The organism is Candidatus Sarmatiella mevalonica (genome assembly GCF_016751895.1).
Lineage (GTDB): Bacteria > Pseudomonadota > Alphaproteobacteria > Rickettsiales > Rickettsiaceae > Sarmatiella > Sarmatiella mevalonica.
The window spans coordinates 1-21,576 of sequence record NZ_JACVVM010000014.1 but is presented as its reverse complement, the minus strand read 5'-3'; the positions used below and the strand labels follow the sequence as shown (position 1 = coordinate 21,576).

The 21,576-nt window shown below is 37.6% G+C and carries 24 protein-coding genes, 2 tRNA genes and 3 pseudogenes; 11 read left to right on the top strand and 18 right to left on the bottom strand.

The window, feature by feature from the left end; translation table 11 throughout:
- Window positions 1-131: 131 nt before the first annotated feature.
- Window positions 132-239: pseudogene (locus Sarmat_RS02155) on the bottom strand (transposase family protein); the annotation flags it as partial.
- 134 nt (window positions 240-373) lie between these two features.
- On the opposite strand from Sarmat_RS02155, the gene Sarmat_RS02150 reads away from it, so the two are divergent.
- Complete coding sequence (locus Sarmat_RS02150; RefSeq protein WP_202149206.1) at window positions 374-673, top strand: transposase; 300 nt, start codon at window positions 374-376, stop codon at window positions 671-673.
- A gap of 350 nt (window positions 674-1,023) precedes the next feature.
- On the opposite strand, the gene Sarmat_RS02145 is transcribed toward Sarmat_RS02150, so the two are convergent.
- The gene (locus tag Sarmat_RS02145; RefSeq protein WP_202149205.1) at window positions 1,024-1,476 is read right to left on the bottom strand and encodes an MlaD family protein; all 453 of its coding nucleotides are present in this window, start codon (window positions 1,474-1,476) and stop codon (window positions 1,024-1,026) included.
- A gap of 262 nt (window positions 1,477-1,738) precedes the next feature.
- Between Sarmat_RS02145 and Sarmat_RS02140 the strand changes: the two genes are divergently transcribed.
- On the top strand, window positions 1,739-3,004 hold the full coding sequence (locus tag Sarmat_RS02140; protein WP_202149204.1) for an HlyC/CorC family transporter: 1,266 nt from the start codon (window positions 1,739-1,741) through the stop codon (window positions 3,002-3,004).
- A gap of 132 nt (window positions 3,005-3,136) precedes the next feature.
- On the opposite strand, the gene Sarmat_RS02135 is transcribed toward Sarmat_RS02140, so the two are convergent.
- Window positions 3,137-4,726 carry a patatin-like phospholipase family protein gene (locus tag Sarmat_RS02135; RefSeq protein ID WP_202149203.1) on the bottom strand — a complete coding sequence of 530 codons (1,590 nt, stop codon included), beginning with the start codon at window positions 4,724-4,726 and terminating at the stop codon, window positions 3,137-3,139.
- 189 nt (window positions 4,727-4,915) lie between these two features.
- On the opposite strand from Sarmat_RS02135, the gene rsfS reads away from it, so the two are divergent.
- The 3 genes from rsfS to lipB are packed head-to-tail and all read left to right on the top strand — an operon-like array spanning window position 4,916 to window position 6,550.
- Complete coding sequence (rsfS, locus tag Sarmat_RS02130; RefSeq protein ID WP_202149202.1) at window positions 4,916-5,254, top strand: ribosome silencing factor; 339 nt, start codon at window positions 4,916-4,918, stop codon at window positions 5,252-5,254.
- Between the two features lie 27 nt (window positions 5,255-5,281).
- Entirely contained in the window at window positions 5,282-5,914 is a 633-nt protein-coding gene (locus Sarmat_RS02125) for a nicotinate-nicotinamide nucleotide adenylyltransferase (protein ID WP_202149201.1), read from the top strand.
- 15 nt (window positions 5,915-5,929) lie between these two features.
- Window positions 5,930-6,550 carry a lipoyl(octanoyl) transferase LipB gene (gene lipB, locus Sarmat_RS02120; protein WP_202149200.1) on the top strand — a complete coding sequence of 207 codons (621 nt, stop codon included), beginning with the start codon at window positions 5,930-5,932 and terminating at the stop codon, window positions 6,548-6,550.
- A gap of 161 nt (window positions 6,551-6,711) precedes the next feature.
- On the opposite strand, the gene Sarmat_RS02115 is transcribed toward lipB, so the two are convergent.
- Window positions 6,712-8,751, bottom strand: a complete 2,040-nt coding sequence (locus tag Sarmat_RS02115; RefSeq protein ID WP_202149199.1) for a 3-hydroxyacyl-CoA dehydrogenase/enoyl-CoA hydratase family protein — start codon at window positions 8,749-8,751, stop codon at window positions 6,712-6,714.
- A gap of 115 nt (window positions 8,752-8,866) precedes the next feature.
- On the opposite strand from Sarmat_RS02115, the gene fmt reads away from it, so the two are divergent.
- Window positions 8,867-9,793, top strand: coding sequence for a methionyl-tRNA formyltransferase (gene fmt / locus Sarmat_RS02110; RefSeq protein ID WP_202149198.1), 927 nt, complete (start codon window positions 8,867-8,869; stop codon window positions 9,791-9,793).
- 70 nt (window positions 9,794-9,863) lie between these two features.
- On the opposite strand, the gene Sarmat_RS07315 is transcribed toward fmt, so the two are convergent.
- Window positions 9,864-10,004 (bottom strand): transposase, encoded by a 141-nt coding sequence (locus Sarmat_RS07315; protein WP_202149197.1) that lies wholly within the window; start codon window positions 10,002-10,004, stop codon window positions 9,864-9,866.
- 161 nt (window positions 10,005-10,165) lie between these two features.
- Window positions 10,166-10,330 carry a hypothetical protein gene (locus Sarmat_RS02100; protein WP_202149196.1) on the bottom strand — a complete coding sequence of 55 codons (165 nt, stop codon included), beginning with the start codon at window positions 10,328-10,330 and terminating at the stop codon, window positions 10,166-10,168.
- A gap of 274 nt (window positions 10,331-10,604) precedes the next feature.
- On the opposite strand from Sarmat_RS02100, the gene Sarmat_RS02095 reads away from it, so the two are divergent.
- Entirely contained in the window at window positions 10,605-10,778 is a 174-nt protein-coding gene (locus Sarmat_RS02095) for a hypothetical protein (RefSeq protein ID WP_202149195.1), read from the top strand.
- Window positions 10,779-11,091: 313 nt separating this feature from the next.
- On the opposite strand, the gene Sarmat_RS02090 is transcribed toward Sarmat_RS02095, so the two are convergent.
- The 6 genes from Sarmat_RS02090 to dcd form a co-directional block, all read right to left on the bottom strand.
- A complete protein-coding gene (locus Sarmat_RS02090) occupies window positions 11,092-11,592 on the bottom strand; it encodes a hypothetical protein (protein ID WP_202149194.1) in 501 nt (166 codons plus the stop codon).
- 135 nt (window positions 11,593-11,727) lie between these two features.
- On the bottom strand, window positions 11,728-11,946 hold the full coding sequence (locus tag Sarmat_RS02085) for a hypothetical protein (RefSeq protein ID WP_202149193.1): 219 nt from the start codon (window positions 11,944-11,946) through the stop codon (window positions 11,728-11,730).
- A gap of 208 nt (window positions 11,947-12,154) precedes the next feature.
- The gene (locus tag Sarmat_RS02080; RefSeq protein WP_202149192.1) at window positions 12,155-12,736 is read right to left on the bottom strand and encodes a GNAT family N-acetyltransferase; all 582 of its coding nucleotides are present in this window, start codon (window positions 12,734-12,736) and stop codon (window positions 12,155-12,157) included.
- 90 nt (window positions 12,737-12,826) lie between these two features.
- Complete coding sequence (gene queC, locus Sarmat_RS02075) at window positions 12,827-13,546, bottom strand: 7-cyano-7-deazaguanine synthase QueC (RefSeq protein ID WP_202149191.1); 720 nt, start codon at window positions 13,544-13,546, stop codon at window positions 12,827-12,829.
- 72 nt (window positions 13,547-13,618) lie between these two features.
- Window positions 13,619-15,550 (bottom strand): ATP-dependent helicase, encoded by a 1,932-nt coding sequence (locus Sarmat_RS02070; RefSeq protein WP_202149190.1) that lies wholly within the window; start codon window positions 15,548-15,550, stop codon window positions 13,619-13,621.
- A gap of 27 nt (window positions 15,551-15,577) precedes the next feature.
- A complete protein-coding gene (gene dcd / locus Sarmat_RS02065; RefSeq protein ID WP_202149189.1) occupies window positions 15,578-16,147 on the bottom strand; it encodes a dCTP deaminase in 570 nt (189 codons plus the stop codon).
- A gap of 164 nt (window positions 16,148-16,311) precedes the next feature.
- Between dcd and rsmA the strand changes: the two genes are divergently transcribed.
- Complete coding sequence (gene rsmA, locus Sarmat_RS02060; protein WP_202149188.1) at window positions 16,312-17,160, top strand: 16S rRNA (adenine(1518)-N(6)/adenine(1519)-N(6))-dimethyltransferase RsmA; 849 nt, start codon at window positions 16,312-16,314, stop codon at window positions 17,158-17,160.
- The gene (locus Sarmat_RS02055) at window positions 17,148-17,288 is read left to right on the top strand and encodes a hypothetical protein (RefSeq protein ID WP_202149187.1); all 141 of its coding nucleotides are present in this window, start codon (window positions 17,148-17,150) and stop codon (window positions 17,286-17,288) included. Before rsmA ends, Sarmat_RS02055 begins: the two co-directional genes overlap by 13 nt.
- On the opposite strand, the gene Sarmat_RS02050 is transcribed toward Sarmat_RS02055, so the two are convergent.
- Window positions 17,266-18,438, bottom strand: coding sequence for a hypothetical protein (locus Sarmat_RS02050; protein ID WP_202149186.1), 1,173 nt, complete (start codon window positions 18,436-18,438; stop codon window positions 17,266-17,268). The two genes, Sarmat_RS02055 and Sarmat_RS02050, sit on opposite strands and share 23 nt — an antisense overlap.
- 340 nt (window positions 18,439-18,778) lie before the next feature.
- Here Sarmat_RS02050 and Sarmat_RS06795 point away from each other — a divergent pair.
- A pseudogene (locus Sarmat_RS06795) lies at window positions 18,779-18,880 on the top strand (IS481 family transposase); the annotation flags it as partial.
- A gap of 20 nt (window positions 18,881-18,900) precedes the next feature.
- Here Sarmat_RS06795 and Sarmat_RS02040 read toward each other — a convergent pair.
- The 5 genes and pseudogenes from Sarmat_RS02040 to Sarmat_RS02020 all read right to left on the bottom strand — a co-directional run.
- Window positions 18,901-18,990 (bottom strand): annotated as a pseudogene (locus Sarmat_RS02040) (IS5/IS1182 family transposase); the annotation flags it as partial.
- Entirely contained in the window at window positions 18,980-19,786 is an 807-nt protein-coding gene (locus Sarmat_RS02035) for a DEAD/DEAH box helicase family protein (protein ID WP_202149184.1), read from the bottom strand. The pseudogene Sarmat_RS02040 and the gene Sarmat_RS02035, both read right to left, overlap by 11 nt.
- Window positions 19,779-20,297 (bottom strand): GNAT family N-acetyltransferase, encoded by a 519-nt coding sequence (locus Sarmat_RS02030; RefSeq protein WP_202149183.1) that lies wholly within the window; start codon window positions 20,295-20,297, stop codon window positions 19,779-19,781. Before Sarmat_RS02030 ends, Sarmat_RS02035 begins: the two co-directional genes overlap by 8 nt.
- A 453-nt stretch (window positions 20,298-20,750) precedes the next feature.
- Window positions 20,751-20,843, bottom strand: a tRNA-Ser gene (locus Sarmat_RS02025).
- A gap of 163 nt (window positions 20,844-21,006) precedes the next feature.
- A tRNA-Glu gene (locus Sarmat_RS02020) sits at window positions 21,007-21,081 on the bottom strand.
- Window positions 21,082-21,227: 146 nt separating this feature from the next.
- On the opposite strand from Sarmat_RS02020, the gene Sarmat_RS07310 reads away from it, so the two are divergent.
- Window positions 21,228-21,416, top strand: a complete 189-nt coding sequence (locus tag Sarmat_RS07310) for a hypothetical protein (protein WP_202149182.1) — start codon at window positions 21,228-21,230, stop codon at window positions 21,414-21,416.
- Window positions 21,417-21,576 lie beyond the last annotated feature (160 nt).

Sequence of the window (21,576 nt, the reverse complement as noted above, 5' to 3'; positions counted from 1 at the left end):
GCGATATTGATGCTTTGGACTAACTAATTGATTTAAACTTACCATTGTAATTTGATGCGCTGAAGACATTTGAAAACCTCGTTCTTTTGAGATTTATTATAACAAAAATTACCTCATCTCGCAACGGTCCCATCTTCTATCCACTTAATGCCTTTGTAACAGGAACTCTCGCTTATTCCATAACCTTGACTAACATGGAAATATGCGCGGTATTCTCTGATATATTCCAATGCCATGATGAATGTTCGCAAAGATAGAGCTTAGGGTAAAAGAGGAGAGTTGTTATCAGGAAAGAAGAGCGGTAAACATTTTGAGAGAACGAATATCATAGCTGGCCTTAGCTCTAAAAAATCTGTAGCGCCTATGGTATTTAATGACTCTTGCGATACCAAGTATATTTGAGACTTGGATAAAGCAATGCTTAATCAAAGAACTAAAGCCGGGACAAACTGTGATACTAGATAATGTTAGTTTTCATAAATCCAAAAGGACGCAAGAATTGATCGAGTCAGCTTCCTGTAAAATAATCTTCTTGCCACCTTACTCTCCTGACCTTAACCCAATTGAAAAGTTCTGCGCTAATATGAAGAAGTGGATTAAAAATAAAATCCATCTCTTCGACAATCTCTATAGAGCTATAGAAGTCTTCTTCGCTCTCTCTAATTCAAGTTAATTGACTATATATCTCATTGCTTTACAGGCTGCTGAGACGTTACCCAAGTGCTTAGCAAGTTCTAATAGTCCTAATTTTGGTTTGATTAATTTTTTGTTGTAGAGTTGTTATTTTTAATCTTCGTAGATTTATGTTAAAGTTAATGGAGATTAGCTTGCTCGCTACAGCCCTATTTAGGGCGCACTCGCTTCGTTAATCTCTTTTCTTATACATCGTCAGATTAAATGCAAACTAGTGCAACAGAGCCTGTTCTCTACTTACTTTTGCAGCTGGTCTAATTAAGTGAGAAATTGTGAATTGACAGAGGTGAAAGAGATGATTGCCGTTAGAGGCAGAGTTTTGCAAGAATCCTATTTATTTTCAGGTTTTAATGAATAAATAAAACCACCAATTAGAGATTCTAAATTCATAGGGGCTTTTGTGTCGTTAATCATACCGCCATCAGCTATATCATTATCAGCCCCTCCAGGAAAGATTACTATGCATTTATCTCCAATTAAACTAAAACTGCTGATAGAGGCTTTAGAGTCTATGGGTAGCCTGTATTTTTTATCTATCTTCATTGACACCAATACAGAAAAAGAATCTAGTAATTCTATGCTTTTTACAGCGCCTATTTTTACACCAGATAGAGTCACTTGACTGCCTATCCCAACCCCGTCGATGCTAGAAAATTTTGCGGATATTTGGTAGTTGCTATGACTTTCATTGCTGCGCGAGATATGGTATGCATAACAAAAACCGAGTAATGTAAGCAATATTACTGATATTCCGATAATGGTCTCAAAAATACTTTGTTTCATAGTAATGCACTTAAGAGGTGTAATTAAATAATAATAAGTATGCATTATATATTATATCGCGTGTTGATATTTTTTTAAACAGCCATTAGTATTAAATAACTAGTAATATTTGATTCTTTGATGTTCTTTGACCATGATGGCATGGAATTTGGTGATACTCTCAGCATCTGTTATAGACTACATATACAACTAATTAACTCTTTAATGCCTCTCTTGTGGATAAGCAACTCTCATCGAGTTATCTGATAAATCGCAGCCTAAGATGATTATATTTCTCATTCTTTGCACTCTTTTCTTACTTATTATTTCTGCGATGCTTGCAGCCAGCGAAACAGCAGTTGGGATTGCTACATCATCTAAGGTATATAAACTAAAAAACGACAAGATAAATAAAAAAATTCTGTTAATTTTAGAAATATTAAAAGTAAGGCAAAAGGTGATTAGCGCCAGTCTGATAGGTAATAATATTATCAATACAATATGCACTACTTTGGCTACTAGTGTTTTTATTACCTTCTTGGGTGATGACGCTGGCACTGTTGTGGCGTCTGTCGTAATGGCTTGTATCATCACCGCCTTTGTTGAGTATGTGCCTAAGCGCATTGCCCTTACTAATCCAGAGTATATTTTGTCATTAACGGTCTTTGTGTTAGTGCCTGCGTTAAAGATTTTTGCGTTAGTTGATTTTGCATTAGATGTAATTTTTCGCATCTTCTGTGTAATTTTTCGTATTAAAATAAATCATAAATCCTCTGTGTCGGATGAAGTGCGCGAGATTCTCGAGCATCATCATTATGAAGGGAATGTGAATAAGTTTGATAAAGATATGCTAGATGGGGTGCTGGATATTAAAGATTTGTCTGTATCTGATATTATGCTGCACAGAAGTAAAATTTTTGCTGTAAATATTGATTTACCTAATCAAGACATCGTAAAAAGTATTTTATCACAAAAACATACGCGTATTCCACTTTGGAAAGATGCGAGAGAAAATATAGTAGGAGTTTTGCATACTCGTGATCTTTCTGCAGCTATAATGCAGAGCGCTAATAATTATGACAAAATTAATATACATGCTTTAGTTACAAAACCTTGGTTCATACCAGACAATGTTTCTGTTCTTGATCAATTAAATGCTTTTAGAGAAAGAAAAAATCATTTTGCATGCATTGTTGATGAATATGGCGTGCTACTAGGTATTCTAACTTTAGAGGATATTTTAGAGCAGATAGTAGGTAGGATATATGATGAGCACGACAGTTCCGTTCGGAGTGTATATAGAAAATCTGAACATGAATTTGTGATAGATGGTGAAGCGAAGATTAGAGATTTAAATAGAGAGTTAGACTGGAGTTTGTCTGACGAAGATGCTTCTACAATTGCTGGGTTAATAATTAATGAAGCTGAACGTATTCCAGATCAAGGCGACGTGGTAGAAATATTAGATATAAGATTTACAATCCTCAAGAAGGATGGTAATAGAATTAAAAAAGTGAGGGCTAATATTGTTCAAGATTCTGAAGAGTAGACCTCTTGCATAACCTAAAAATGATGGAGGAAGCATACTCTAGTATGTGAGGAGCGCAAAGGAGTTTTGACAACAAAATTACCATTTAGAATAGCTTATGCAAGAGGTCTAATGAATAAGTGCCCAATTAATTCAGCGACTCATCCCTTGTCCAGAGTGTGCTAGTTTCTTATTATTTTTTAAAAACTCCGAGAAATCCGACTGCGAGAACTGAAATTTTGACAAATTTTTCCGATCTTTTCCTCTTTCTATAGATAGTACTTTAATAAACTCCTCCTTAATTTTGTTTGTTGTAGTTGGTTTATTCAAAAGAGTAATTAGCGCCCCCATAGTTTTGCTGTTTGGATTTAATAGACCGTTCCTATCAAGTGCTGCAGTTGCTATATATTTACCCAATACTTCTTTCATTTCGCTTTCTTGCCATTGCTTTTCTGGCGCTGAGAAAGATAATAATTCTTTATGTTTAATAGCAGCTTTTGCCTGTCTTTCCTTAAATAGATTTTCTATGCTCAAAGAGTTAGGTTTGGTTGTTTGTTCGTATACTCCAAGGAGGAAGTTTTTCATTTCTATATTCGGGTCTGGTTTACCTACTTCATAATTATTGCAATAAGACATAGTTTCGCAATACCCCTTTACATGCAAGTATTCAGCTTTTCTTTTAGCTGCATCAAAAGACAACGTACTCACATCCTTTGTGTCTATAGACACTGTATTGAGCGCATTTTCCCGCACTCTTTGGTATGTAGCATTTTCTCCGGTTGTATAAGCAGTTTTCCCTCCAATTCCAGAGAGTTTCTGCATTATCACATCAAGAAAAAACTTCATCATTTTTCCTGGGGTATAAATTTTTTCTTTTGCACTGAATATTGCCCTATACAAGGTATCATCTTTATTATCAGAGCCAAAAGCTAAAGCTAAGGTTCTGCCTTGCGCTTTGGTTTTTGCGAGCATTTCGGCGCTGGTTATACGCTCCACATCGGCTGTCTTAGGCTGATTACTGTTATTGCCAGAAAAGCGAGTAATTGGCACGTTGTCTCTATACCCTCCATCAACATATTCCTTGCCATTAATTTTAACTGGTTCAAAAACAATAGGCAAAGCAGAAGAGGCTTTTGCAGCGATTACAATTTCTACATCTGGAGTATCTTGTGTATTAAATAACATTAATTCTCCAGTTTGTTTGTCTGTTGCGGTAATTACTAAATCCTTAAAACGTTCTGGCGCGATGCTGCGCATAAGAGCTAAATCTTTAAAATATATCTTATCTCCATTTGAGCATCTTGCCATTAAATTATTTGCGGCAATTACGCTGTCTACAGCAAGACCCTTGGCTTTAAGGGTTGCTGGTGGATTTTCTTGTAAAAATTGATAAATACTATCGCGTATGTTTTTGTCTAATAAATCATACAAAGGTTCGGCTTTATGACCAAGCTTGCCCAAATACTTACCAGTACCAAGTAATTTTTTAAAATCCATATCTTGGCAAACTTTAGTGAATTTATCATGCGGCATACCAGTAGCTATAAGAGCGGCGCTAATTGCTCCAGCTGACGATCCGGCGACTCCTTTTACGTTATCCATGATACCGGCCGACGCCAAGCTAGTATACACGCCCGAATAAGCAGCGCCCTTAGCCCCACCTCCGCTAAATGCGAGGCACTCTATTTGAGCGTCCTGCGCAGCTCGCAAACTTTCTAATTCTTGCTCAGATTTTGGTTTCATACAATTTTACCTGGCGTAATGTGTATTTTTATAGGGACATATATAATTATCTCATATTTTGTATATAAAGTCTATTTTTTCAATTAAAAGTTATTTCTTCATAAATCTCTATATTTGAAAGATTTTATGGTGTATCTTAGTGCTAGATAAAATAATCTTAATATTTGAGGAATAATTTATAATCTTTCTATGACTCTTAATTCCAAAGATTTACTCGGCACTATCACGAGTTTTTTAGAAGAGCGCAAGCTGCGCGACATCTCTTATATTGATGTGAGAGACAAAACTCCTATTACAGACTATATGGTTTTTGCAACAGCCACATCTTCTAAGCACGCATTTAGCGCAGCAGAAGCGTTGGCTATGATGTTAAAGCAATCGAGTATTACTAGCAGTACATCTGGCGATTCATCTAGTACATGGATATTATTAGATACTATTGGTGTGATGACTCATATTTTGTGTCAGGAACGGCGTATTGAACTGGATCTAGAAGGTCTATGGTCTAGCACTACAAATACTAAATAAACTAATATCGTACGCAAAAAGGAAATAATGACTTCTAGCATACAAGCATTATTGTTACTAAATGGGGTACTAGATCTATCAAGCTGTAAAAAAATCGCTTTTTTTGGTGGCTCCTTCAACCCCCCTCATCTTGCTCACTATTATATTGCGCAGCGCGCCATAGAAACCTTGGATATTGATTATGTGATATTTTTGATAGCATCGCAAAATCAATTTAAAGAGAAATATATTTTTGACTTTGAGCAAAGGGCAAGCATGACTGAGAGTATAATAATGCGTTTAAACTCAAATAATGAGCTATCTAGCAGCAAAATGCTTGTGTCGCGACTAGAGCAAGATATTCTTGCCACAAATAGCGCGCAAGTTTTAAGTTATATTAAATCTGGAATCGATAGTATTATTCATGATACATCGTGGCAAATGCCTGAGTTATATTGGCTGATGGGGGCGGATAACTTAAGGCATTTTCATTTATGGGAGAATTTTTCCTATATCATAGAAAATTATAATATAGCACTGTTTAATAGACCGGGGCATAATCTGTGCCATACCAACTACTCTTGGCTGTTGAAGCGAGATAATGTGTTTACTATACAAGACACTGATTTTAATATCTCATCTTCGCAAATTCGCGCAATTTTTACTAAATATTTAGGTTAGATGCGTGATAGATATATGATAGATTGGATTGATCTTGGCATATGCGACTATCATGCTAGCATAAAAGAAATGCAACGTCGTAAAGAAGCTATCATATCTGACAGCAGTTCTGGTGCGATTTATCTGGTGCAGTATGAGGCTACTTATACTGTTGGTAGGAATTTTAATGCCAAGGATATTAAGAATGGCGTCGATATATTATCTAGCCTTATACATTCAGATAGAGGTGGTGGAATAACCTATCATAGTTTAGGACAGAGACTGATATATCCGGTGGTGCAGCTATCTTATTTTAATATTAACTCCATTCGTCAATATGTTAATTTATTGCAATTATGGGTGGCGAATGCTCTATCTGATTTTCATATTCACGCTCAAAGCGTCAGCCAGATGCCAGGCCTGTGGGTGCGCCACGGCGATGATATGGCAAAAATTGCTTTTTTGGGAGTTAAGATTAGCCATGGTGTGAGCTATCATGGCATAGCAGTGAATGTGGCGAATGATGTATCTGGATTCAATAAAATCTCACCTTGTGGAATAGAATGCCAGGTCGTTTCTGCTAATAGTTTGAGCAGCGATATATCTTTAGCAGATTTTGATAGAGCATTGGTGCGTTATAATCCATTTTATCGTTAAAACACGAATAGACCTCTTTTTCAAACTCTACTACTGATGGCAACTGCATCGTCGCTCAATGCGCGAATCTTCACGTACTTCATGTGTGGCTGCGGCTCTGCGTTTCGTATGTTCCTCGCATTTGCTCTTAATTGAACGAGTTTGGCAAGAGGTCTAATGTTTTACTTAGCTTTTAGTTTGCTTAATTCTAAAAACGTATCTCTTTCCCAGTCTAACAACTCTTGTTCGGTTCGGTCTTCCTTGATGATCTGAGAGATTGCGGCTAACAACAGCTCCTGTGATGTTGTTGGGTTCTGATTTTGCCTAATGTCATCGTTACTAATATCTACTTTATTAAATTTCTTAGGCATGACATCACCCCGATTTGCAGCAATAGCCTGAGCAGATATTTGATTTAATAGATCGGAATGAATAATGCTATGCTTCATCATGGTAATCTGCGCATCTACACCATAATCTTCTTGCAAGTAGTAACAGGAGCGGCTTTTTTTGCCAATAAGTATATTATGTAGATATGTAGTTAATTGCTTTGCATCTCGCGCTCTGTATAGCATTTCTTTCGCTCCGCCAAAGCTAGGTAGAAATCCTATGCTGCTTTCCACTAATCCGCCAAGCAAATCGCAGTTAGCTATTACCTTGCTTGAGTTTAAGAGTAGCTCCATCCCCCCACCTAATGCAAAACCAAAAGCGCAACTTATAATAGGTTTGGCATGATACTTCATTCTTAACATAGTATCTTGCCCTAGTTTGAGAAATTGGTTTAATTTATTAAAATCGTTATTATCAATTAGATAATGGATATACTTCAAATCCGCACCAGCCGAGAAACCTTCATTAGTATTGCAAAGTACGATTGCCTCAATATTACTAGATTTATTGGCATAGTCTAATACTCTGTTGATGGTTTGGAACGAATTCTGCGTTAGCACCCCTTTGGGGGAGCGTAGGTTGATAGTTATGCGGTTTTCGCTTTCTAAGCAAAGCGCCTCCTTATCCTGCAACACTATTTTGTGGTCAACAGTTTGATCGGGACTTTTTTTGTGGATGCGCGTAGTATGAGCGAGTTGTGCGATAGGTCTAGTGTTATTTTGTCTTATCATCTCTATTAAATCAGAAGGAGGTATGCGCCAGTTAAAGCCCCATTTCATTGCCATATCAATTTGATCTATGGTTATTTTTTCAATTGTGCTGATATATTGTTGTAAAGTTTGCAACACATCGTGAAAAAATTGACTAACAGGTGTTTTGCTTTTTAAAAACTTTTCCGCATTATCATATTTATTTTGCACATCAAGCACAGAGCGATAACTTAGATCTTGGTTAATAACATATCTTGTAGAGTCGATATTTTTATAAAATCCACCTTTAGTTTTGTTGCCCAATACTTTATCTGTAAGCATTTTTTCCATCATTTTATTGGGTAGATAAATCGAATGATATAAATCATTTCTACTTAAATTACTCATTAGCGAGCTAGAAATAAAATGCATCACATCATGTCCAATCAGATCATACAATCCAAAAGCTCCCGTTTTTGGTAAGCCAAATAATTTATCTAAATAATGATCTACAAGTTCTGGTGCTATATCTTGCGCAAGCGCCCTACGTGTAACCATTTCGATAAAAAAGCAGCCTATACGATTAGCAACAAACCCAGGTGTATCAGATGCAAACAAAGGCACCTTGCCTAAATCATTAGCTAGTAGCTTGCTTATTCTATTCTCCAACTCGCTATTACGTGGCTCAATTACCACCTCCACCAGATCCATAATTTTTGGCGGATTGAAAAAATGCAGAATGATAAATGGATTATCGATGTTTGCTAAGCTTTTGAGTTTGCTTAATTGCATAGTGGAGGTATTAGAAGCTAGAATTGCGCCGGGCTTTAAATATTTCGCAATCTTATTATATAAACTTTTCTTTATTTCTTCAGACTCTACTACCGCTTCTATTACTAAATCACAGTCTTTTAATTTTTTTAAATTTTCGTCTATAATACCAAGGGTGAGAAGTTGTTTTTTACTTTTATGGGCTAGCAATGGTTGCTTTGCATTTTCAAATCTCTGCCATAAAGTCTCTTGGTCTATTGCTACATCTAGCAAAAGAACTTCGAAACCTGCGTTTGCGAATAAACATGCGATACCCCCGCCCATAACGCCCGCGCCTATTACCGAAACTTTTGTTTGATTTGTATTTGTCATATTCACGCTCTTTTATGTTCTGTATAATATCAAGTCTATCATTTTTATAATATGAATACAACTATAAGTTGATAAACTATCCGCCTACTCAGGAATATGTAAAAAAATATCATGCATGAAAATTTTATTTATGGGCACTCCGCTCTTTTCCCTCCCAACGTTACGAGCTTTGATAGAAAAAGGTTATGTAAGCGCGGTATTTACTCAGAGACCAAAGCCAAAAAATCGCTCACTCAATCTAGAGTCATCACCAGTGCACTTGCTAGCGCAAGATCATGATATTGCCGTATATACCCCGCGCACCCTGCGCTGTAGTGAAAGTATAGAGTTAATAAAGAGCATTGAAGCCGATGTGATTGTGGTTGTTTCTTATGGGATGATTTTGCCTAAAGAGGTGCTGTGGGCTAAGAGATATGGAGCAATCAATTTACATCCATCCGATTTACCAGCATTTAGGGGCGCTGCGCCTTTACAGCATACTATCCTTTCGCGCGTTCAAAAGACGGCTGTTTGCATCATGCAAATGGACGAAGGGGTGGATACTGGTGATATACTGCTGAAAGAAGAAGTTGAGTTAGATGAAGCGATAGATTTTTGGTCTCTACATGACCTCACAAGCAACATAGGTGCGCGTTTGATGGTTCAAGTGTTAGATAACATACGCACTATTACGCCATTGAAGCAATCATCTCATGGTGTGAGTTACGCAAATAAATTAACAAAAGATGATGGTAGAATTAATTGGAATGATAGTGCCGAGAATATTGACGCTAAGGTGCGCGCGATTGCTCATTGGCCTGGGGTGCATTGCTTTTACCAGCAATTATTGCTGAAGTTTTTTAAAACGAAAGTGGTGAGTGATGTTGAAAATAAATGGCTTTATGCGCAAAACGGACAAATAATACATCTCAACCCGATGTTAGTGAAATGCGCGGAGGGTTTGTTGGAAATTATAGAGTTGCAACCTGTAAACAAACAGCGTATGTCTAGTAGAGATTTTAGTAATGGTTATAGATTAATAGTAGGGCAATTTCTAGTTTGATACATGTTTTATACAATTTCATACCTGAGGTTCAATAATCTTACATTTTTATTGCTCATAGTATAGTAATTTAGGTTGAATTAGATATTTTAAAGAAATAAGAAATAGTCTCATATAATTGATCAAATGCAGTAATTTGATTTTTAATCCATCGTTTCATATTAGCCCAAAATTTCCCTATTGGATTCAGATCTGGTGAATATGGAGGCAAAAAAATGATCCTGCAATTTACTATTCAATCAATTTTTTTGTCTTCTTAGATTTATAAAAAGAAGCATTGTCCATAATTACAACTTGGCCGGACTTTAATTCTGTTCGATCCCAGAGAATAATGGTGTATATTATGAAGAGAAAAATCTTATGGGACAAATATTACACGCGAATGCCAGAACAACGGAGGCAATCTGTAGAGAGATCCGTGATAGTAAAGAGAGCATAGAGAAAGCGGTTAAAAGATTTAATAGACCTCTTTCCTAACTCTGCTCCTGATGGCAACCGTGGCGACGCTGTCGATGCGCAAGTCCTCACGTACTTCATGTACGCTGCGGCTCTGTGCTTCGTATACTCCTCGCATTTGCTCTTAATTGAGCGAGTTTCGAAAGAGGTCTAATTTACCAATCACGATCATCATAAAAATACTTTTACTCATATATTTGAGCGTGTTTGCAATGAGCATCAGATAGAGCATAAAAAGACTAAGATCAAGCGTCCTTGGACTAATGGGCAGGAACAGAACTCTCAAAGAAGTAACTGTAAACAATTTCCATTATGCATCTCATGATGGCTAAAACAGCATCTGCATGCTTATTTGATGGCTTATAACTTCGCTAAACGACTGAAAGCTATCAAAGGAAAAACTCCTTGGCAATTTATTTTAAATCAGTGGACAATTCATCCTGAATACTTTATAGTTAATCCTAACCAGTTCTTAGTGGGACTAAACACCGCCTCTCACTACATAAATTGTAGTGTACTATGGATTTGAACCCGATAGAGAAATTTTGAGCTAATATGAAACGGTGGATCGAATCCAATATATTAAATTTTAATACTCTTTTTCTCGCTATTTCTTACTTTTTTAAAACGCCTAATTCAATCTAAATTACTAACTCTTGGATGTTTAGCAATTTTACTGTATCTTATCATTGTGTATAGTCTCTTGTTGGTTAAAAATCAAGTTCTATACACGCTTTATAAAAAATATAAGTAACTTCCAATTCTATATACTTACGCAAGAGGTCTATTCTTAAAAGTTCACAAAAAGCACGTTTTTCTTAGGTAATCAAAGAATTTTGCTTTTATTTGATAAAGAACGCTCGCATTACTCGCGCAAAATCGATTGTTAATAAGAGAAAATAAAAACCCGCAATGAGCAGCGCGATAGCCGCTGCAATTCCTATTGGATAGAGCGCTGCGAATAAACCAATGCCACTCTGAAAAAAACTATATTGATACATCGTCATCGCTACTCCAGACAGAAAAAGCGAAGCGTATTGAAATATGAATTTTTGCTGAAAGTGACGGAATTTCGCGTCCATCACCTTGGGGCATAGTTTTCTAATAAAGAAAATTAAAGCAAAGCGCTCCAAGAACCCGCCAAGAGCCGAAAGTACCCCTAACTCCTGTGAGAAGCTAGCTATATGCTGCGCTATAGGGTTTTGCGCTAAACTCTTTAATGCTTCGAGGGTGCACTCTGGGTTTAGGATTATTATATAAAAAGATACTAGTGGCGTAAACGAGATGGCAAATAGCGCTATAAACAACAAGCGCCATTTGTGTGTTTCGAAAAAGGCATGCATAAGTATGACTTGGTATATGTGGTTGCGTTTTAACATAAGAAAGCGCACGGGAAAATGCTAGTAAATTTGGGTTTACTACTTGGTTTACATACACACTCTCCCGATTATATTAGTGCGTGATCGAGAAATTTTCTCTTATATTAACTGACACCCGCCGCTGCTAGATTTTTGCTTTACCGAATCTCCTGCAAATTCGATCCATTCTTTGGTGCAAGTATCTTCTAATGCAGCGCCAACAGTAACTACTGCTCCTACACACGTAGCCGGATTTTTTGTCACAGCGCACTGATAAGTAGCAACTCCAGCACTCACAGCTTTATAAAGAGCGCAAGTTGGAAAATTTATTTTGCTCATATTAGATTAATTTATTAAAATAGATTAATTTATTAAAACCTAAATAACACTTATGTGCAGCCCTCATTCTACTATATATCAAACATCCCGGCTATAACTTCAGCCGCAATTTCTCTAGCAAATAAATAAAAAGTTTATTTACAGTTGTTTATAATATACACATCGCAACCATCTCAACCCTCAAAACGTCAAAATCATCCTGGCGCCTTTATGTGTTGGCGGCGCTATACTCGCGCGCATTCTGATAATTAATACGAGAATACATAAAAGAGTCTACATGAGCACCACGCATATATTCGTATTGTCGGAGTTGTCCTTCTCGTTGCAAACCGCATTTTTCTAGCACTTTAATAGAGCCCTTGTTATAGATAAGCACAGTCGCCTGCAGCCGCACTATCTTAAGCACTTCATCTGAGAATTTAATTACAGCCTGCAGCGCTTTGGTCATAATACCTCTGCCCCAAAAAGACTCATTTAAATCATAACTAAGCTCTGCCTTGCAGCTGTGTTGCATAATATAATTAAAGCCAACAGTACCCACTAACTTATTGTCATCTCTATGAGTGATACCCCAATATATGCTGTATTTCTGTTCAAACAACCCTCGCCAAAACATCAATTCATCGCGCGCCTTATCCATATTGTGCGGTATGTTAGTGCTTACAACAAAAGGATACATAGCGGGTTTTGAGAGGTATGCAAAATAATCTGGCGCATCACTCTCTTCTAGTTCTCTTAAAACTAAGTCTTGATTTTCTAATACAGGAAACTGTTCAAAAGAGTATTTCATTTCTTAAAAGCGCGATAATAGTTAAATAAAGTTAGGTATTTTTCGTTAGATAGATAAATTTGTATTCAATAATAATGCTTCAATGACGATTCACGCCCTAGCTAGATATTTGACCGGATCAACGCTATTATTCCGCGCAAACGCATCCAAACGCAACAGACAAGCCTGACATGAACCACATGATAAGTCGTCGATAGGGTCATAGCATGAGATGGTTTTAGCAAAATCTACACCTAAACTCAGCCCGCGCGCTATTACCTCTACCTTACTTAAGTGCAATAGTGGAGCGTATAGTTTAATTTCCTGATCTGGGCTAGCAATCTTTAATAAATTTGCAAAAGCCTGAATATATTCAGCTCTACAATCTGGGTAGTGCGCTCTATCTGTATCATGCACTCCAACAAAAATAGCGCCACTATTTGTAGTTTGGGCTAGAGAAAAAGCATAGCTTAAGAAAATAGTGTTTCTGCCAGGAACGTATGTAGAAGGTATGCCATGCTCAGGAAGTTGTTGGATGCTATGATATTTTGGCACGCTCATATCCTTATTCACTAGCGTTGAACCCGAGAACAAATCGCTAGGTAGGGTTAATATGGTATGAGACTCAACGCAAGCATAACACTGCAATAGCTCCTTGAGCCTGGTAAGCTCTACGCTATGCCTCTGATCGTAACAGAAGCTCAAAACATGCACAGCATTAAATATTTGTTCATGCTGTATACCCGCTAGCACAGTGGCAGAGTCTGCCCCACCGCTTGCCAGTAGTATCGCTGAGGCGCGAGGTTGGGCGTTAGATTCAAAATTACTCATATATTTATTATTATATTATTCCTAACCCTTGCTACATTTGTTAGAGTTTTTATGTTGCCATATAATATTATATCATAAATCAAAAGAATTTAACTTCTCAAAAAGAGAATCTGGCATTTCTTTTAAAAATCTTGATGGCCGAGATGAGACAAAGGCGTTAAAGAGGTTTCTTGTTTGCGCATAACTAATATACAAATCTTTCTTAGCTCTCGTAATGCCAACATACCCAAGCCTCCTTTCTTCTTCTATAGCTAGCGCATTGATATTTTGGCTGCGAAGGCTAGGAAACACCCCTTCCTCCCAACCAGGAAGAAATACGATATCGAACTCCAGCCCTTTAGACGCATGCAAAGTCATCACATTCACCTGGCTCTTGGGTGCATCTTGACTGAACTGCTCTTCATCTAAAAGACTAGCATGCTGCATAAAAACTGAGATATCGTCTAGTTCGTCAATTGCGACACACATCTCGTTTAAATTTGCTTTCCTTTCGGCATTTTCTTCGCCATCCGCTGCAAGATGAGCTAAATATCCAGATACTTCTATTAAGTATTTGGTAACAACGCTTGCTTTTTGTTCTTTATACCTAGCTTGCAACTCATGTATTAAATCTATAAATTTCTTGAGACTTGCGCTAATTTTAGGTGTGAATAAATTCAAATCAAGCATATGAGATGCCGCATGAAACAAAGACACGTTATGTGCGAAAGCGTAGCCGGAGATATTATCAATAGTGCTGTTACCAATACCCCTTTTAGGCATGTTAATGATTCTGCTAAAAGCATAACTATCACTTAAATTTAGAGCAAGCCTTATGTAAGCTAGTACATCTTTAATTTCTGCCCTTTCATAAAAACGCACTCCTCCCACCATGGTATATGCTATTTTTTTCTTCATAAAAGCTTCTTCTAGCACTCTTGTTTGAAAGCCAGCTCTTACCAAGATGCCGATGCTTGATTTTTCATCTATCAATATCTTTTTTTTGATTACAGAAGCAATGTAGTGCGCCTCATCTTTGTCGGAATAACAAGACACTAATTTTATTTTTTCATCCGTTTCGCGCTCTGTCCATAATGTTTTTGTATGTCTGGTTGCGTTATAGTTAATTAACGAAGCGGCGGCTTGTAGTATTTTACAGGTTGATCTGTAATTCTGTTCTAGTTTAATGATCTGAGCGTCTGGAAAGGATGTAGAAAAGGATAAGATATTTTCTATTTGCGCCCCACGCCAGCCGTATATAGATTGGTCGTCATCACCTACGCAACAAATATTCCTATGTTTCTTTGCAAGAGAGCAAATCCAGTCATATTGCGCTTTATTTGTATCCTGATACTCATCTACAAAAAGATATAAATATTTTTGTTGATATATATCTAATACTTCTGGATTATTGAATAGCCAGTTACTGTACAACAGTAGGTCACCAAAATCCATTAAATTAGATTTAATTAATTCATTCTGATAGCATGCAAAAAGCTGTCTATGCATCATGCTAAGGCTATTTACGGCCTCCACCTGGTTTGGCTGCAACCCCTGATCTTTCCAGCGTTCTATTGAATATAACACCTCCTTAGGAACGTGAGCAGCTGCATCGATATTTTTTTGTTTTTGTATTTGCTTAATAAGCGCTATCTGATCTTTTGCATCAATAATGGTGAAGTTTTTATTCAGCCCAATATCCAAATGCTCCACATGAGCTCTTAGTATGCGCGCACAGATGGAATGAAAGGTGCCGATAAACATACTTTGCGCGTCAACAAATGGTTGTAGACGACTCTTCATTTCTCTTGCCGCCTTATTAGTAAAAGTAACGGCTAAAATATTTTCTGGCCTGGCTAGCCCTTGTTGTAATAAGTAGAGAATACGAGATGTAATAACTTTAGTTTTGCCAGTCCCTGCCCCAGCAAGCACGAGCAGCGGGCCGCTGCGGTGAGTGGCGGCTTGCAGTTGCTTCTGGTTAAGGTTTGCGAAAAAATCTTCTTCTAGATAGAAAGGTGGATGCATTTGAACAAATGTGGATGCTTTAGGTCTTTAAGTTTTTGGTAATGTTATGCCTGTTTGTTTCATATATTTCCCGCTTCTATCTGCATAAGAAGTGGCGCAAACTTCGTCGCCTTTTAAAAATAAAAATTGGCACGCGCCCTCGTTTGCATATATTTTAGCTGGTAGTGGCGTGGTGTTGGAGAATTCTAGTGTTACGTGCCCCTCCCACCCGGGTTCTAATGGGGTGACATTAACAATAATGCCGCATCTAGCATAAGTAGATTTACCTAGGCAGATAACTATTATATCTTGGGGAATTTTAAAATACTCAACGGTTCTAGCTAATACAAAACTATTGGGAGGGATGATGCATACGTCGCTTGTTTTATTAACGAAACTTGCATTGTCAAAATTTTTAGGATCGACTATTGAAGAATTGATGTTAGTGAATATTTTGAATTCATCAGCAACCCTGGCATCGTATCCATAAGAAGATAAGCCGTAGGATATAATACCATCGTTATTTGCATTACGTTTTACCTGCGCTTCCATAAAAGGAGAGATCATATTAAACTGTTGTACATACTTGATGATTGTTGTGTCTGATAAAACGCTCATATGGCCTCAAACTGCTTATGGAAACAAATATATTTATATACTCTAGACTAATTTTATGCAAATATCCAATCATCAGCGAAATAAAAAAATGGCAAATGATAAACGACAAAATAACAAAATAAAAATATAAATAAATTTTTTTTTAACAATTAAAGTGATATTGTATGCAAATCACCATTAAAGAATTAGCGGACGCTCATAACATTAGGGCTTTAAAGCAATATGGGCAAAACTTTCTTTTTGATTCATCCCTCTGTGTAAAAATAGCTAAAGCAGCTGCGCTACCAGCAAATGCGCGAGTAGTGGAGGTTGGTCCTGGGGTGGCGGGGCTTACTATCGCGCTATTGCAAGGTGGGGTAGGGCATTTGATAGTGATAGAGAAAGATAAGCGTTTTTTACCGCTACTGCAGCAGGTGCAGAGTTATTATCCCAATCTGGAAATCATCATGCGCGATGCTCAAGATTGCAAAATGGAGGATTTGAGTGGTGATGATAGGCAAGTGCATATAGTATCGAATTTACCATACAATATAGGCACTAAACTCCTTATAGGTTGGGCTAAGGAGATTGATTATATTGCCACTATGACTCTTATGTTTCAAAAGGAAGTGGGGCAGAGAATTGTGGCTGAAGCGCACAGCAAGGAGTATGGTAGGCTTTCTGTTATTGCGCAGCTTTTATTTGATGTAAAGAAATTATTTGATATCAAAAGCACCGCATTTACTCCCGCTCCTAAGGTTGATTCGGTTTTGTTACGCTTTGTTCCAAAGAAAGATTATGCGGAAATATTAAACCTAATACCATTTATTGAGTTTGTAACGCATAAGGCTTTTGCTCAAAGGCGCAAGATGCTTGGGGCGTGGATAAAAAGAATTATTCCTAGAGAGTTGATGGATGAATTTGCTAGTCAGATAGGGTTAGATATGACCCTGAGAGCGGAAAATCTGACCCCCGCTACATATATGCAAATTGCGCGATTTTTGCAATGGCATGATTGCTCATGCGCCGTTTAAAGGCCTGCGCCAGGCGTGTGAGTGGGGTGGAAGGCGCTTCTAGTGCGCAGGAAAGCGAGTATACTGTGGCACTAGAAGTGTTTTGTAAGAAGGTGAGGGTTTTTGCTAACCTTGTTGTTGCTTTGTGAATAATTTCTTGGTCGTGCTAATATGATTTATTCGCGACTGTATCTCGCCAAATATTTGATTCACTGCATCCTGTGGTTTCTCTGCTAATCTCAGACTCTCCCTTTCATACGCTACAGTTTGATCTAGCATTTTTTGCGCAGCTTCCGGTCCTTCGAGGGTTAAAGCAGCTGCGATGAGGTCTATTCTTTTTTGATTGAGCTCCTGATATAGCGCGTTTTTATCTAGTAGCAGCAATCCTCGAGCTAGCGTTGCGCAGCACTGCTCTGGCAGTGTGAGGGTGGGTTCATCTGGAGCAATATTTTTAACTATACTACCTGAAGCACGCTCTTCTAGATAAAAGTAATGCTTGATTGCATTATGTGCCTCTGAGACTTTGCGATGAGTCTCGTCTTTTTCCGAAAAAAACCCAAATAATTGAGCAAAATAACTGCGGTTTAATGTTGCGATGTCGGCGTCTATGTAAGATACAGCGAGTATGATTTTTTCTCGTTGAGGCAATTCATTCTTTAATGATTGTTCGTATTCTAAGCACATTTGTTCGAGTTCTGAGGGTAATCGTTCGAGTTCTGAAAGTATTTTTTTGGAACTCTGTAAGATTTCTTTGTATTCTGCATCCGAGATATTGGATTGCTGTAATTTTTCTATATCTTGCTCAAGAATACTCTGACCCTTTACAGACAACTCCTTGAACTGCTTCTGGACTACCTCTATCTTTTGCTGTATTTTTTGTAGCAATAGCATTTCCTTCTTTATCATGTACTTGTCTTCTTGGCGTTGCACCGACTTTTTCTTCGTGTTTTGAACAGCTAACACGTCGTCTTCGATTTGCTTTTGCCATGAATCATTCTCTACTCGTTTCGCGACCTTTAAGAGATCCTCTAATAAAGATAAGGCCTTGTCTTCTGACGAAAGTGCTTCATTCTCTTCGCGTTTCCTGCAGTTTTTTAGCATGTCGTCGAAAATCATAAACCTGTTGTTTTTCTGAGAGTCGCCTTGTGTTGCCGCAGACAGTTCTTCGAGCTTTTTCATAGCACAGTTGAGGCGAGGCAGATGTTTTTTCCATAGATCTTCCCATGCAAGACTTTGCTGTGTTATTGATGAGCTGCGTGTTTTCAGTTGGGAATATTGTGTTTTTGTAGATATTTGCATATTATATTTACCTTTTTAAATAACAATAATATTAAGAAAAGTGATATATTTATCATATATCACTTAGTGAGTATATACGTGATAACATTTTTTGCAAGTATTGTAAATAATAAATATATTTAAAACATGCAAATCTTGAGATTTTTGCAGTGGTATGATTGCTCATATGCAGTTTGAAAATTGATGGTGTTAGAAGGGTTTATACTTCTTGAGAAACTCGCTCATGATGAGCAAATGCGAGGAGTATAGGAAGCGCAGAACTTCTGTGTATATGAATTTGTTTAGTCCCAGAGCATAATGGTGTATATTATGAAGAGAATAATTTATGGAGAAAAATCTTATGGGACAAATATTACACGTGAATGCCAGAACAACGGAGGCAATCCGTAGAGAGATCCGCGATAGTAAAGAGAGTATAGAGAAAGCGGCTAAAAGATTCAATAGACCTCTTTCGAAACTCATTTATACTAGCTCCATGTTATAAATAGCTGCAATCAAATTGAATCTGAGGCCAAACCTTTTTCGTCTGTTTCTATATTTGTCAGAGATGATAATATTTTTCGTCTATGGCTAAAATATCGACAAACAGCATACCCCAACAATACATCAAAGAAGTAATGCCAGCGATAATTAATCCGCTATCATCCTTTATACAAAAATTTAAATTTACAAAAGGTTGCTGCTGGCTGAATGGTGCTTTGCTGTTATTGTATGAGGTTATTTTATTTTCTATAACAACTACTTCATGTGGTTGGACTTTAACAACATGAAATGGGGCAACATCAAATGATCTGACCCAATCTGCTAGTTGCGCCGCAACCTCATGCAAAGAAAGATCGGTTGTATCAAGGATTTTTATAGTCGCCACTTCTTCATAGCTTTTAAGAGCAGATAGTCTGGTAAAATTCATTATATCGGCTGCATCTTCTTGGATAACATGCTGCGCCCACTGCGGATCTTGGGTGCGCATGCGAAGCCAAGCAGCCCAGTTCAGCATATTTTGATCAGCACCGTAGGTGTTGCGCTTTTTGAGTCGCCCAATACGCTCGAAATCACTGACGTCTAAAAGACAGAAGTTGATTTTATCTATTTGTTTGGCTGAAGGACAGTTCAGTATTTCGCCTAAAACAATTTGCCCCAGCAAGCAGGCATCTTTGCCTTCGCTCAATAATTGTTGAAGCCACTTTTCGGTGGATTCTTGGCGCCATTTTTTATCGGCACTTTCTGGTACGCCAATATCGTCAAAATCATAAACGGAGATGCCATCTCCAAAAAGCTCTTTTAAATAAGGCATCACGGCCGTTTTACCGCTGCCACTGGCGCCGCCTATAAAATATAATTTATTCATCTTCTACCTTTGAATTCTCATATTTGTATAAAACAACCGGTATACCTTTGTATGTGTCATTCTTTAAAAATCTCATTCCAATTTTTTCAGCGACTTTGATAGAAGGTTTATTTTCTGGATCAACAAAAGCAATAAATTCATTGATCTCAATACCTGCAGCATAGTCTCTTACAGCCATGGCAGCTTCAGTTGCAAACCCTTTACCTTGAAAATCAGGCAAAAGGCGATAACTAATTTCGTACTGAGTATCATCTTCTTCTAGTGGTATAAATCCGCATATTCCTATTGGGACATCATTATGTTTCTCTGTAACCGCCCATATGCCAAGTGGATATTTTTTGTAACGTTCTAAAATAAACAACATCAAGTCCTTTGCTTGTTCTTCGGAGTAAGGACCACGAACAGAGTAGCGCATCACCTCTTTATTGCTCAGCAAATTGAATAACGTTTCAGAATCGTTGTCTACAATTTCTCTGATAATTAAATTCTGAGTTTTTGCTATATTATTCATAATAAACCTGTAAAATTAAAGCTCAAGGTGGTCATTTTTAATACTCATCAAATTCAGTTTTTTGCTTGCGCATAACATATAACATATTTCTTCTTAGAAGGATAGCAGAAACTGCTTTCCATCCCTTGATTTACCTTGTTTTCTCCATTTCGAATCTCTCTCGCTACTCCGCTTTTCGTTCTCTAAAAAGTGAGGGGTCAAAAAATAGCAAGTCTCTAAAACCCAGGTAAATCCAGGGTCCCCGGACATGCGTACCTTCACCCCGAGTGTTCGCATGTATTGGAGACGGGGAGGGTAAAAATGGAGATTTTGGGGGCAAAATGGCAAAATCAGAGAAAGTGAGGTACGGGTCTAATGTCACACTAAAACGCTGGAAAGCCCGCAGATACTGGGGTTTCTGGATTGCTTCGCTGTGCTCGCAATGACGGTGAGAAAAGTTCTCTCTAAAAAATCTGGCGGACAGAGAGGGATTCGAACCCTCGGTACGCGTTTAGCACGTACACACGCTTTCCAAGCGGGCGCCTTAAGCCACTCGGCCATCTGTCCGTTCTATTCTTCTGCTCGTTTCAAGTATAAATCCGCTTGATCCACCAAATCATTCGCGTGTATTAAAAGCCACGGAACGCAAGACATTTTTAGAGAGTCATTATTTGACTTCTTATATAGAAAATATAGAGAAAACGAGATATAGAAGAGAGCCATGAGGAGTTGGTAACTCCTACGGGAATCGAACCCGTGTTTACACCGTGAAAGGGTGTCGTCCTAACCGCTAGACGAAGGAGTCATCGAAGAATATTCTAGCACTAAAACAAAGAGTCGTCAAGCATCCCTTCTAAATTTTTATTAGACCTCTTGCGTCACCTAAGGAATATGTTTAACTAGCTGTTCGATCCCAGAGAATAATGGTGTATATTATGAAGAGAATAATTTATGGAGAAAAATCCTATGGGACAAATATTACATGCGAATGCCAGAACAACGGAGGCAATCCGTAGAGAGATCCGTGATAGTAAAGAGAGCATAGAGAAAGCGGCTAAAAGATTAGACCTCTTGCGTAAGTATATAGAATTGGAAATTACTTACAGGGAGGGGTTGATATTTTTTATAAAGCGTGTATAGAACTTGATTTTTAACCAACAAGAGACTACACACAATGATAAGATACAGTAAAATTGCTAAACATCCAAGAGTTTTTTTAAGATTATTTGGCATGGAGCTAGAAAAGTTTGAAATAATAATAAAGAAGCTGGAAAAAATCTGGGATAAAAGAGTCGTAGGC